At 59.4% G+C, this 12,835-nt stretch carries 13 protein-coding genes; 6 read left to right on the top strand and 7 right to left on the bottom strand.

The genetic code is table 11. The annotated features are described in order from the left end of the window. Positions 1–195 precede the first annotated feature (195 nt). Genes AB4N91_RS14905 through AB4N91_RS14895 form a run of 3 tightly spaced genes read left to right on the top strand, consistent with a single transcriptional unit; the run spans position 196 to position 3,718 of the window. Positions 196–1,335, top strand: a complete 1,140-nt coding sequence (locus AB4N91_RS14905; RefSeq protein ID WP_174604247.1) for a Gfo/Idh/MocA family protein — start codon at positions 196–198, stop codon at positions 1,333–1,335. Then, a complete protein-coding gene (locus AB4N91_RS14900; protein WP_077750372.1) occupies positions 1,332–2,429 on the top strand; it encodes a sugar phosphate isomerase/epimerase family protein in 1,098 nt (365 codons plus the stop codon). Before AB4N91_RS14905 ends, AB4N91_RS14900 begins: the two co-directional genes overlap by 4 nt. 56 nt (positions 2,430–2,485) lie before the next feature. Further along, on the top strand, positions 2,486–3,718 hold the full coding sequence (locus tag AB4N91_RS14895; protein ID WP_154911629.1) for a nucleoside permease: 1,233 nt from the start codon (positions 2,486–2,488) through the stop codon (positions 3,716–3,718). Here the strand turns inward: AB4N91_RS14895 and AB4N91_RS14890 are convergent. The 4 genes from AB4N91_RS14890 to AB4N91_RS14875 form a co-directional block, all read right to left on the bottom strand. Continuing rightward, the gene (locus tag AB4N91_RS14890; protein WP_460112619.1) at positions 3,703–4,395 is read right to left on the bottom strand and encodes a class I SAM-dependent methyltransferase; all 693 of its coding nucleotides are present in this window, start codon (positions 4,393–4,395) and stop codon (positions 3,703–3,705) included. The two genes, AB4N91_RS14895 and AB4N91_RS14890, sit on opposite strands and share 16 nt — an antisense overlap. An 86-nt stretch (positions 4,396–4,481) precedes the next feature. Then, positions 4,482–5,012, bottom strand: coding sequence for a glyoxalase superfamily protein (locus AB4N91_RS14885; protein WP_154911630.1), 531 nt, complete (start codon positions 5,010–5,012; stop codon positions 4,482–4,484). Positions 5,013–5,326: 314 nt separating this feature from the next. Continuing rightward, a complete protein-coding gene (locus AB4N91_RS14880; protein ID WP_154911631.1) occupies positions 5,327–7,582 on the bottom strand; it encodes a TonB-dependent siderophore receptor in 2,256 nt (751 codons plus the stop codon). 253 nt (positions 7,583–7,835) lie between these two features. After that, positions 7,836–8,261: a hypothetical protein gene (locus AB4N91_RS14875; RefSeq protein WP_145309509.1), complete on the bottom strand. Its 426-nt coding sequence runs from the start codon at positions 8,259–8,261 to the stop codon at positions 7,836–7,838. A 154-nt stretch (positions 8,262–8,415) separates the two neighbouring features. Here AB4N91_RS14875 and AB4N91_RS14870 point away from each other — a divergent pair, with 154 nt between their 5' ends. Next, positions 8,416–9,090: a TetR/AcrR family transcriptional regulator gene (locus AB4N91_RS14870; protein WP_077750378.1), complete on the top strand. Its 675-nt coding sequence runs from the start codon at positions 8,416–8,418 to the stop codon at positions 9,088–9,090. 661 nt (positions 9,091–9,751) lie between these two features. Here the strand turns inward: AB4N91_RS14870 and AB4N91_RS14865 are convergent. Then, the gene (locus AB4N91_RS14865; protein WP_010459214.1) at positions 9,752–10,444 is read right to left on the bottom strand and encodes an RES family NAD+ phosphorylase; all 693 of its coding nucleotides are present in this window, start codon (positions 10,442–10,444) and stop codon (positions 9,752–9,754) included. Next, positions 10,438–10,842 (bottom strand): antitoxin Xre-like helix-turn-helix domain-containing protein, encoded by a 405-nt coding sequence (locus AB4N91_RS14860; protein WP_077750379.1) that lies wholly within the window; start codon positions 10,840–10,842, stop codon positions 10,438–10,440. Before AB4N91_RS14860 ends, AB4N91_RS14865 begins: the two co-directional genes overlap by 7 nt. A 195-nt stretch (positions 10,843–11,037) precedes the next feature. On the opposite strand from AB4N91_RS14860, the gene AB4N91_RS14855 reads away from it, so the two are divergent. Further along, the gene (locus tag AB4N91_RS14855; protein ID WP_145309503.1) at positions 11,038–11,508 is read left to right on the top strand and encodes an anti-virulence regulator CigR family protein; all 471 of its coding nucleotides are present in this window, start codon (positions 11,038–11,040) and stop codon (positions 11,506–11,508) included. A gap of 171 nt (positions 11,509–11,679) precedes the next feature. Next, positions 11,680–12,189 carry a hypothetical protein gene (locus AB4N91_RS14850; protein WP_282410807.1) on the top strand — a complete coding sequence of 170 codons (510 nt, stop codon included), beginning with the start codon at positions 11,680–11,682 and terminating at the stop codon, positions 12,187–12,189. Positions 12,190–12,372: 183 nt separating this feature from the next. On the opposite strand, the gene AB4N91_RS14845 is transcribed toward AB4N91_RS14850, so the two are convergent. Further along, the gene (locus AB4N91_RS14845) at positions 12,373–12,807 is read right to left on the bottom strand and encodes a GFA family protein (RefSeq protein WP_169857298.1); all 435 of its coding nucleotides are present in this window, start codon (positions 12,805–12,807) and stop codon (positions 12,373–12,375) included. Between the last annotated feature and the right edge of the window lie 28 nt (positions 12,808–12,835).

Raw genomic sequence — 12,835 nt, 5'->3', positions numbered from 1 at the left:
GCTTAACGCAGGTAAGCCCACCCCTGAAATTTTCCTGGAGATTCATCCGGGGTTTGACACCTCGTCAAACAGGGCCTAGATTTCCGTCATGATGTAACCGGTTACATCGACTTTTGGATGCATTCCTGTAAAGCCGCCGAAAACCGCCTCAAACAGAGAAACGTTGCGATGAGTGTTGCCGTGAAAAAAATAAGAATGGGTTTTGTCGGTGGTGGGGAGGGCGCCTTCATCGGTCAGGCCCACCGTCAGGCCGCCGGGCTCGATGGCCGTTTTGAGTTGGTGTGTGGCGCGTTCAGTCGCGACGCCCGCAACAATCAGGACACCGGCGCCGCGCTGGGATTGTGCGCTTCGCGTTGCTACAGCGACTGGCGGCGGATGTTGGAAGCCGAGCGCGCGCTGCCGGTCGATCAGCGCATGGAGCTGCTGATCATTGTCACCCCCAATCACCTGCACGCGCCGATTGCCAGCCAGGCGCTGAGTGCGGGATTTCATGTGTTCAGTGAGAAACCGGCGGCGTTGAATCTGGCCGAGTTGCTGCCGCTCAAGGCTGTGCTTGAACGCAGCGATCGCCTCTATGGCCTGGCCCACACGTACCTGGGCTATCCGATGGTCTGGCAGGCGCGGCAGATGGTACGCGACGGGGTGATCGGCTCCGTGCGCAAGGTGATTGTCGAGTACCCCCAAGGCTGGCTGAGCGAGGATGTGGCGGGGCAGGGCAACAAGCAGGCCGGCTGGCGCGACCTGCCTGAGCAGTCCGGGTTGGGCGGCTGCATCGGCGATATCGGCACCCATGCCTTTTCATTGGCCGAATTCGTGGCTGACCAGCCCATCCAGCACCTGTGCGCGATGTTGAATACCCACGTTGCCAGCCGGCAACTGGACGACGATGCCGCGATGCTGTTCAAGATGGCTGACGGCGCGAGTGGTGTGTTGATTGCCAGCCAGGTCTGCGCGGGTGAAGAGAACCCGTTGAAAATCCGCGTCTACGGCGACAAGGGCGGCCTGGAATGGCGCCAGGAAGAGCCGTCGAGCCTGATCCATCGTTCCCTTGATCAACCAATGCGCGTGCTGCGTTCCGGTGTCGGCCAACCTTGGTTGTGCGACGCCGCGACCCGGCGCATGCGTCTGCCGGCCGGACATCCCGAAGGCTATCTGGAAGCCATGGCCAACCTATACGGCGATTTCGCCACGGCGATTCGCAGCAACGTCGACGGCAACGTGGCCCCCGGCGTGCCGGGCATCGACGTAGGGCTGCGCGGCATGGCCTTCATCGAAACCGTGATTGCCAGTCATCGTGGCGACACGAAATGGACCGAACTGGTCTGCCCTCAATGAACCCGGAGCACTCGCCCGTGAACCCTACTTCTCAAGCAGGCCTGCGCGGCCCGGGGATCTTCCTCGCGCAGTTCATGTCCGCCGAAGCGCCCTTCGACACCCTGGCCAATATTGCCCAGTGGGCGGCGTCGCAAGGCTACAAGGCCATTCAGTTGCCGACCTTGGGCACGCAATACATCGACCTGGCGCGCGCCGCTGAAAGCCAGGAATACTGCGACGAATTGAAAGCTGTCTGCGCTAAAGCAGGCGTCGAGATCAGCGAGTTGTCGACGCACCTGCAAGGCCAACTGGTGGCGGTGCATCCGGCGTTCGACGCCCTGTTCGACGACTTTGCCCCGGCGCATCTACGCGGCCAGCCGCAAGCACGCACCGAATGGGCCATCGAGCAGTTGAAGCTGGCAGCCCGGGCCAGTCAGCGCTTGGGACTGAAGGCCCACGCAACCTTTTCCGGTGCGCTGCTGTGGCCGTATGTCTACCCCTGGCCGCAACGCCCAAGCGGATTGGTCGAACAGGGTTTTGCCGAACTGGCCAAACGCTGGTTGCCGATTCTTGATTGCTTCGAGGAGGCCGGTGTCGACCTGTGCTACGAAATCCACCCCGGTGAAGACCTGCACGACGGCGCCTCGTTCGAACGTTTTCTGGAGGCGGTGGATCACCATCCACGCGCCGCGATTTTGTATGACCCCAGCCATCTGCTGCTCCAGCAAATGGACTACCTGGGCTTCATCGATCGCTACCACGCGCGCATCCGCATGTTCCACGTCAAAGACGCCGAGTTCCGCCCCGATGCGCGCTCGGGCGTCTACGGCGGTTACCAGGGCTGGGTTGAGCGGCCGGGGCGTTTCCGTTCCCTGGGCGATGGCCAGATCGACTTCAAATCGATCTTCAGCAAACTGACCCAATACGACTTCAGCGGTTGGGCCGTGCTTGAGTGGGAGTGTTGCCTCAAGGACTCCGCCCAGGGTGCCGCAGAAGGGGCGGCGTTCATCGAGCGGCACATGATCAGCAAGACGCAGAAGGCCTTCGACGATTTCGCCAGCGTGCAGTCGGACGCAGGTTTTAATCGACGATTGCTGGGGTTGCCCGAGGCCTGATCAAAAAGTTATTCGCTTCTCTCTCCAACAAGAAAAACAATAAGACGGTGACTGTTATGTCCACGATGACCGCGCGCCTGAGCGCCATGATGTTCCTGCAATTCTTTATCTGGGGCGGATGGTTCGTCACCCTCGGTACGTTCCTCGCCAGTAACCTGGGCGCCAGCGGCGGGCAGATCGGCATGGCATTCTCTACCCAGTCCTGGGGCGCGATCATCGCGCCCTTTGTGATCGGCTTGATCGCCGACCGCTTCTTCAATGCCGAACGCATCCTTGCGGTGCTGCACCTGGTGGGCGCCGTGTTGCTGTATCAGCTGTATCGAGCGCCGGACTTCAGTACGTTTTACCCTTACGTGCTGGCGTACATGATGATCTACATGCCGACCCTGGCACTGGTGAATTCAGTGGCGTTCCGGCAAATGAGCGACCCGGCCCTCGAGTTCTCCCGCATCCGCGTGTGGGGCACCATCGGCTGGATCGTGGCCGGCGTGGTCATCAGCTTTGTGTTTGCCTGGGACTCTCAGGCCCTGATTTCGTCAGGCGGGCTGCGCAACACCTTTCTGATGTCGGCGATTGCGTCTCTGGTGCTCGGCCTCTACAGCTTCACCTTGCCGCGCACCGCGCCACTGAAACCTGAGGTGGGCCGCAGCGGCCTCAAGCACATGCTCGGGCTGGATGCGTTGAGTTTGCTGAAGGACCGCAGTTACCTGGTGTTCTTCATCGCCTCCATTCTGATCTGCATTCCGTTGGCGTTTTATTACCAGAATGCCAATCCGTTTCTGGCGGAAATCGGCGTGACCAATCCGACGGCGAAAATGGCCATCGGGCAGGTTTCCGAAGTGCTGTTCATGCTGCTTCTGCCACTGTTCATTCACCGCTTCGGGATCAAGATTGCGCTTTTGGTGGGGATGTTGGCGTGGGCCTTGCGCTACTTGCTGTTCGCCTACGGTAACAATGGCGACTTGGCGTTCATGTTGTTTACCGGCATCGCCTTGCACGGCATCTGCTACGACTTTTTCTTCGTGTCCGGCCAGATCTACACCGACGCCAAAGCACCGGAGCGTTTCAGAAGCTCGGCCCAAGGGCTCATTACTTTGGCGACCTATGGCCTGGGCATGCTGATCGGCTTCTGGGTCGCAGGGCAGGTGACCGACCACTATGCGCTGACGGGCAGCCATGACTGGAAGAGCATCTGGTTGTTTCCGGCGGGGTTCGCCCTGGCGATCTTTTTCTGCTTTGCGCTGGCGTTCAAGGGGCGGCAGGCAGCGGTTGTTCAATCGACTGTCTGAACAACGCCTTGCCCGCTTTCGGCCACCAACAGCAACGACTGCGGCACCGGACTTTGCGGGTGCTGCGGCTCTTGCAGGACGGCCAGCCGAAAGCCGGCCATGTCCAGTGCATTCAGCCAGCTGGACAAGGTGCGGAAGTACCACGGCATGGGCTGCCACTGGCCCTTGAACCCGGCAAAGGTTTCTTCCCGCCAGCCATCCTGATAGTCGCCTGCCGCGACAGCCCACGGGTGCAGTGTCTGGATCACCAGTGCACCACCAGGGCGAAGCAGGGCGTTCATGGCGGTTAGCAGCGGAATGATGTCCTGGTGCAACAGGGCGAAGTTGGCGCAGATCAGGTCGTAGTCGCGGCCAATGTCCACCTTGGCCTCCACCAATTCGTCATAGCTCGCCACATGCACCTGCGATGACCCCGACGCCCGCGCCGCTTCGACCAGCGTCGCATCGCCATCCACACCGACGGCCGTGATGCCTCGTTGAGCCAGCGCGCGCAGCAACCAGCCCTCGCCGCATCCGAGGTCGAGCACGCGCTCGGGTTGGCGGCCCAGCACGGCCAGCAGGATGGCCTGGTCGGTCACCGTGAGGCGGCTTTCGATGGCGCCGCTGCGGATGGCTGCGATCCAGGCGTGGGCGTTGTGGTGCCAGCTGTCGAGGAGGGTGGATTCGGAGGCGGGCATGTTGGCGTCTGGCGTGGTGGGTTGGTTAGAAGGATAGGACACGTATCAAGGAAACGGGCTGGGTCACCCCAGCCCGCCAGGCAGGATCAGCTTTGGCAGAATCGAATGCGATTGCCGAAGGGGTCATGGACTTCCAACACTTGCCCCCAACCTTGCTGAACGATATCTGGCCGTCCGTATCCGTAGCGTTTGCCCTGTAATTCGTCGCGCAACAGTTCGATGTTGTGCATCGGGACAAATATCGTCGATCCCGGGCTCGCATCGCCATGATGTTCGGAAAGATGGAGCTGCAGACCGTTTCGGCTGATGCCCAGGTACAGCGGCAGATCTGCTTCGAAGCGGTGCTCGAATTCGACGCTGAAGCCTAGAAAATCAAGGTAGAACTCGCGCGCCTTGGTTTCGTCAAACATCCGCAGTATCGGGATGGCTCTGTCGAAGGTAATGGCGGGTTGATCAGGTTCCTGGGGAAGCGTCGCAGACGCTGTGTTCCAGTCCTTGTAACCCATTTGATGCGCGACCAGCTCAAGCGCGGTTGAGTGAGACGTCGCTTGATTGCGCGCCTCAAGCGAGGCTCGCAGCCTCTTGGCCATCTGCTTGGCTTGTTCGATTGAAAACATCGTTCCTCCTGTAGCCAAGGCATTCTGGTGCTCGCGTTGCCAAACCTCGGCTCTCAAGAGATACGACAGGATTTGGGGGAGAAGCAATGCTTTCACCTTTCCCTTCGGGAGCGAGCGGCGGGCAGCATCGGCCCGGGACTGATGATACACAGCGGTCAATGAGTGCGGAAGTCAGGCGCAGGTGAACGAGAGAATGGGCTATTTATTCGACATGAGGCGAGGACGCTTTCGTGTTTGTCTGTCGTCAAAAAGGACAACACCGGCGCAAGGCCGGTGTTGTGTTAGCAGAGTGCAACGCCACCCGATCGGGTGCCTTAGAAGCGGTATTTCGCCGAAGCCGTAATGCTACGCGGTGCACCGTATGTCAGGGCGCCGTAGGCATCGAAGATGTCGAAGTACTTCTCGTCGGTGACGTTGTTGGCATTCACCTGGCCCGAGAGGTTTTCGGTGAACTCGTAGCGAGCCATCAGGTTGACCAGGGCATAGGCATCCTGCTGGATTTTTTCGGAGTTGCCGGCCGGGTTGACGGCGTAGGTGTAGATCGAATCCTGCCAGTTAACCCCGCCGCCGATGGTCAGCTTGTTGAACGCCCCTGGCAGACGGTAGGTGGTAAAGGTGCGCAGCAACTTGGTCGGGTACAGCGTGTTGACGTCGTCGCCGTTGGCATCTTCGGCCGTGAACTGGGTGTAACCCATCGATGCATTCCAGTCCGTTGCGAGCTCGCCGGAAACTTCCAGCTCGAAACCCTTGCTGGTCGCGCCTTCACTCGCCTCGTAGGCGAAACCGCCAACCGGGTTTGAAGGATCGATCAGCGCGCCGGTGTTCTGGCCCAGGTTGTCTTGTTTGATCTGGAAAACCGCTGCGGAGGCGTTCAAGCGGCCACCGAAGTACTCACCCTTCAGGCCCAATTCAGTGCTCTCGCCAACGATCGGTTCCAATGTCTGGCCACTGCGGTCGCGTACCGATTGCGGCAGGAAAATTTCTGTGTAGCTGGCATAAGCCGAAAGGTTGTCGGTGAGGTCGTAGACAATACCTGCATAGGGTGTCAGCTCATGATCGACATCGATCTTGCTCACTTCCGAGAAGACGTCATCACTGGTCTTCTCGTACCAGCTTTCACGCGCGCCAAGGATCACTTTCAAATCGTCGGTCACGTTCAGGCGGGTTGCCGCGTACAGGCCCTTCTGGCGGGTCTCGCTGTAACCGTAGTCGGTCCTTGGGCCCCATACCGGTTCTGCGAAATTACCGTTGTAGGAATCGAAATCGGCGACACCGCCAAAGCCTGTTTGCGCGTCGAGTGAATCGGTGTCGAACTTCTGCTTGCTGTCCACATAGCCGAAGGCCAATTCGTGCTCGCGACCCAGTAACGAGAATGGGCCATTGAAGCGGATGCCGTAGTCGTCCTGGGTGGTCTCGGTCTTGTAGGTCGCCGGGAACGAAGACATCGCGGAGCTGCCGTTCCTGCCTGGATTGCCGGACAGGTACAGCAGGGAAGAGTCGCCGGTGCGTTCGCCACGGTTGTAGCTCAGATTGACTTGCCAGTCGTTGGCAAAGGTGTGATCAAGATTGACGAAGTAGGTCTCGTAGGTCGTGTCCCACTTGCTCCATTTGGCGGAGGTCGACTTCGAGCGGCTCCAGTTGGTGCGGCCGCCGTCTGCGTACCAGACTGGCAGGCCACCCCACATCGGCGAGTCGGCGTTGCTTTCTTGCCGGCTCAAGCCGAACCAGAGCGTGGTGTCGGGCGTCAGGTCGATATCCATCGTGCCGTAGAGGGTCTGGCGCTTGTTCGAGTTCATATCGATCCACGTGTCGCCCTCGTTGGTCTCCCCGACCAGCCGCGCGCGAACGGTGCCTTCCTCGTTCAGCGCCGTGGACACATCAGCCTCGACGCCGTAGGTGTCCCAGGTGCCGGCGCTCAGTTCTACAGAACCCTTCAGGTCTTTACTGTTGGCGCGCTTGCGCACCATGTTGATGGAGGCGGATGGATCGCCGGCACCGGTCATCAGACCGTTGGCGCCGCGTACTACTTCGACGCGGTCATACATGGCCAGGCTGCTGAAAATCTCCCCCGAACTCCATGGCTGCTCGTAGATGGTGGGCACGCCATCGATCATCAGCGAGTTGAGCTCAAACCCTCGGGCGTTGAACTGCGCCCGGCTGGTCTCGTAGCGGTTGACCGACACACCGGTGGCATTGTTGACCACGTCGAGGATCGTATGCAGATCCTGGTCCTGTATGCGTTGCTGGGTGATGACGCTGACCGACTGCGGCGTCTCCCGCAGCGACATGCTCAACGGCGTGGCCGTGCGTGCAGCCTCAGTCGTGTAAGAGTTGGTGTCTTCGGTGACGGCACTGCGTTCGCGAATGGCCGTCTCAGTGATCGCGATAGGGGCCAAGGTCACAGAGCTTCCAGTCTCCGTCTGCTCAGTCTGTTCCGCCGCCTGCAAGGAGGGCGCAGTGATGGCGATACCGGCTGCCAGCATGTGCACTGCGAGCGCCAGGGGGCGCAGGGTCGAAGGCATGCGCGGCGTCACGGAGGTTTGTGTACACAGGGAGATGGGGGCGGTCATGCGAACACTCATTTGATTTTGCTGTTATTGAGAATCCGTATCATACGCAATGGAAATTGATTCTGGAATAGGATTTATACTCATTTGAGAGGGTTTATCAAATGAGATGTGTCCAGCGCATTGCGTGCACGCCTGGAGCGAGGCTGCATCGGCCGTTGACACAGGCTTGATCATGACGGAGGCAGCAATCGATCCGAGGCAGAGTCACCCCGGACCGATACGCTGCCCAAAAAGCGGGGACGTGTTTGGCGCGTCAAGACAGGCGCGATTCGCCTGTCGGGCTGCTCAGGTACACGGTTTTCACACCGATGCGCGAGAACACCAGCCACACAAACAGCAGCACACTGCAACCGATGAGGAGCGAGGCGACGCCAATCAACGGCTCGACTGACGGGAAGCCCTTGAGCCGCAGCGTCAGCGCGCCGAGCATCAGCGGGACGCCAACGTTGTATATCCAGAACTGCGCTGCGGCCACGCGCCCTTCGGTGATGGACGGGTGGGCTGTGCCGATGATGCCGAACAGGGCCATCGACACCCATCCCAACAGATTGATATGGGCGTGTACCGCGAAGAGCGAATGATCGCCGGAAGCGCCCATTGCCACGCCCAGCATCACGCCAATGGCAAAGTAGAGGGCAGCGAGCCGAAACCAGGTCCGGGAACGGGGGGTGTGATTCATGGCATTCACCTCATGCGCCCTGGGGCGCGTTCAGTTGTTCAAACAATTGATTTGAAGTCGTCAGGCGCTCCTGCGTGCGACTTCTTGTGGGTTGGATATCGAGTGTCTATGATGAGACTCGTGTCTCACGACAAGACAGGATCTCATTTACTCCATGCCAATTTCCAAGTCAAGCCCGTCCAGCGGAGACGGCGATCAGGGCCGCGACAACCAGAAGCGCCGCACGCGTCAGGCGCTGATCGATGCCGCCATCGCCTTGCGCGACGAGGGCCATAACCCGACGGTTGCGCAAGTGGCCGAGCGGGCGATGGTGTCGCGCGCCACGGCGTATCGCTACTTTCCCTCGACGGAGGCGTTGATCAGCGAGACGGCGGCAGACCGAGACATGACGCCGCTGGAGCAGATCTGGCGGCCGGGGGACGATCCGGTAAAGGGCATCGGTCTGGCGGCGAACGCGTTGAACAAACTGTTGATCGACGACGAGATTGGTCTGCACGTGATGGAACGTTCGTTCATGACGGTGTGGCTCGAAAACGAATCCCGTGAGGCACTGCGACCAGGCCGACGCATGAGCTACATCGAGCCGATTGTCGACTCGCTGAAGGACGTGCTCTCACCTCGGGCGCGAAAGCGATTGAAGCAGGCGCTGTCGATCGTCATGGGCACCGAGGCGTTGATCGCCGTGCGCGATATCAGCCGCGCGAGCGTCGCAGAATCACTCGACGCCGCCGCCTGGGCGGCTCGGGCGCTGGTGCGTCAGGCACTGGCGGAGGATGAAGAGGCACGACGAAAACGCAACGCTTCGAGCGCGCGGTCTTCGGCTCCTTGACACCGCATATCCCTAAACTGCCTGTGATCCGGGCTGATACCGATCAAGCGTAAAGACGGCGGCGTCTCGCTGGTCAATAGAAAACCGCAACCATAATTCGCCACAGCCTCCAAGGACGGTACTTTGAATCACATCAACACCTGCGCGTCTCAAACATCCACACATCGTGTCGCCCTTGGTTTGGTTTTCGGTATTGGCAAGCGTGCTCATCGCCGGCTGTTCCAGTCCGCCTCCACCGGTCACCCCGGTCTACCGCGATCTCTGCCTGGAGGCTGGCCCTGTCAACAGCGCGGTCTACGATACGTGTGTGCAAGATCGGGATCGACAAAGCCTTGGCATACAAAGCACTTTTCGAAGATATCGGGCCCTCTTTCCGACACAGACACCCGAAGCACCGATGCTTTCATCGCTCGGGCACACGCCGCCTTGGCACCGACCGGGCCATACCCTGTCGAGTTGAGCGCAGGCAAAGAACCCGCGTGGCACGCCGACGAGCTCACGGGAGATAACCTGCATCGGGAAATCCGGATCACGCCAAAACGGTGCGTGGAGTGATGTAAACTTGGGGGCAAATCGGTGGTAACGCCCGGCCAATACGACAATGGGCAGGCCCGTGCAACGCTGCTTCAGCGTAATTCGATCAGACGATCAGGCGATCGTTTCAAGCCTCGCTGATCTTGCTGACACTGGTGACCTGACCATTCCAGACCATCTCGTAATGCGCAGTTTGAATGATTGATAGAACCGGCTTGGGCGTCATCAGCGCCCAGCAATAACTGCCTTGCATCCGCACCGAGTGGTAACGAATCCCTGGACAGCGCGCCTCTTTGACGGACCTGCCCAAGCGCCGCGAGTGCGTGTAGTCGTCAGGGTCATAAACCGGATCAGTCAGCGCAATGGCAGCAGCGTCTTTCATTGCCACATCCACGAAGGCGCAGGACAACCCCCGGAACACAAACCGCTCATAATTGAGGCTCGGCACATTTGACCAATAAAGACTCTGGTGATGCCGAACCTCGGCCAATGCCGTGTCCATGGAGTCCGCCAGGTACAACACCCCAAAACGGCCATCGCTGAACCGCGAACCCGCCGGGTTGACGTGAGTAAATGGCGCCGTCGCATAAGAGCAGCCAGGGATGCCGAACGGAATCTGATCCCGCGCAATCAACTCAAGATGACCCACTTCATTTTTCAGCCGGGGATTGGTCAGCGCCTGAATCTGATACAGCACCTCAAACTCGTCCGCATCCGCCACGTCATCAAACATCGCAATCGGTGGAAACTTCGAATTGACCAGTCGATAAGCCTGCAGCTGTTCGCCAGCCAGTTCTGCCAGTTCGCTCACCGTCACCATTGCGCGCCACGCAGCACGTCAATGCGCTTGAAGGTTTCATACAAGGAAATCATGTCGCCCTGAGCCATGATCTCCAGCGGACTGCGCCCATTGAAAAACTCGTTGTGGTTGGCCATCGACGGGAAGCCGTAGACGTTGTCCGGGTTGTCGAAGACCAGGCGCAATGCGGCGTGGATGTTGAGCACGAAGCTGATGCGCTGCATCTGGTCCGAATCGAGCGTCACGGACCATGCGGGATCGCGCTGCCGGGCGCGGGTGTAGGTGCTGCGGGAAATGCGCAGGATGCGACAGGCCTGATCGCTGGAGGCGCTCCACTTTTCGAGGATGCCGACGGCAGCGCGCAGGCCTGTTACGCATTGGGCTTTGGTAAAGGCTTGTTCCTGGAGGGGGACTGCCATATTCAATAGCTCTTTCTGAATCTGTAGATTCGAAGATAGGTTTAATGAATCTATAGAGCAAGTCTGCTTCGACCAATGGACATTGAAGTCATTGTTATCGGTTAAATACTTTTGGCGACGGGAAGGGAACCAATCTCCTCAATAACGACTAAATTTTAACGAGGGATATTTCCCCCTTACTGAAGGAACGACCCAATGTTCACATCACGCTCATTGATTGCCGCTGTTACAAGTCTTGCACTGGTCTGCGGCTCGGCAACGGCACTGGCCGATCCGGGTAATGGAAAGGGCCAGGGGAACGGCAAGGGAAACCCGCAAAACGGCCAGGCCCATGGCAACCAGGGAGGCCAGGCCGGCCAAGGAAAAAACGCCGGGGGCGGCGAATGGGGTCATGGCCCGAGTATCAATCACAACAGTATTCTGGGGATTGTCGGCGGCTATCGGGACTACTGGAGCCCCGGCCCTGCGTTACCACCGGGTATCCAAAAGAACCTCGCGCGCGGTAAGCCGCTGCCTCCCGGCATTGCCAAAAAACTGGATGGCCGCCTGGTTGGCAGGCTGCCTCATTACGACGGATACGAATGGCAGCAAGCGGGGACCGATTTGATCTTGGTGGCGCTGGCCACCGGGCTCATTTATGAAGTGTTGAACGGTGCGTTTGATTAGCGCTTGAGTGGCGAATGCGATTGGAATCCACTCACAAAAGCCTCGTGATTCATTCCAGGCTCTGATGCTGATCAGAGCCCGCATCCATTGCAGTCCGTCCGTCGCAGGGCCAGGAACCGAAATGGGATTCTTGCGTCCTATGGCATGCGATATCAACCTACGGAAGCCACCATGCTTTTAAAGAACAAGAGTCTTTTTGCTGTCATGTCCTGCGCCCTGATGCTTGCGGCTGCGCCATTGCTCCCCGTTGACCTGTCCGTCATGAACTCCGCCTATGCGAAAGAGGGTGGTGGTGGTGGTGGTGGTGGTGGTGGTGGTGGCGGTGGCAATGGAGGAGGTGGCGGTAACGGCGGTGGCAATGGAGGTGGCCATGGCGGTGGCACGGGTGGTGGTCACAGCGGGTCCGGTCACGCCGGCAACGCTGACAGCAGTGGCCGTGGAAAGGGACTGTCCAGCGATCATGCCGGCAAGGCCGTTCGCGACCGTGGTGAAAGCGGAAACCACTATGGCAGTGAACGCAACGGTGATCGCAGTAAAGGCTCAACGACTTCAGGCATCGCCCAATCCAGAGATACGCGCGGCGTCACCAAAGCCGGTGCGATTTCGACCTCGACTCCAGGCGATCACAACGCGAAAGGGTTGAGTAACGCGGCTTCCTCGGGATCAAAAAACCCGTACTGACCCGCGAGGCTGAATCGGTCTGCTGCCTGGCCGGGCGTTGAAGCCGTATCGGTTGATGTAAGCGACTACACCGAAAAAAAACGGGCGCCTTTACGGTGCCCGTTTTCAGTTGTGCCGCTGCTTGAGCGCCGATCAAGCAGCAACCGGCATAAGCTGCAATCCCGGACTCTTCTTTTGCCAGCACTATTCCTCCACGATGATCCCCGATCCCCCTGACTCGCCGGGAACATCCTTCAGCTTCGGCAATCCATCCTTGAGCCGCAGCACCGTCTCCTGATAGTGCACGTGGACAGCCGGCGAGTACGCGAGATCCGGAATGACCGCGGCATACACGTCAATCAGCCCCATCTCGGGGTGGTCCGTAAAGAGGTGCCCGCCACACGTCTTGCACCATTTGCGGTAGCTGCGCGGTGTCTTGTTGTAGGTGCCGATGTTGTCGGCGCCCCGAGTCACTTGCACCGCGTCGGGTTTCCACAGCGTGAAGGCATTGACCGGTCCTGCTGACCAATGCCGACACGACTCGCAATGGCAATAGCCCATTGCGGCCGGTTCGCCGCTGACGGTGAACTCGACTGCACCGCAGAAACAACTGCCTTTGTACGACCGTTCAATGCTCATGGCATGACTCCTTTATCAATGGCCGATA

It is taken from the genome of Pseudomonas sp. H3_D04 (genome assembly GCF_054669175.1).
The sequence above is the reverse complement of the archived record's forward strand: the minus strand, read 5'-3'. Positions and strand labels throughout refer to the sequence as shown.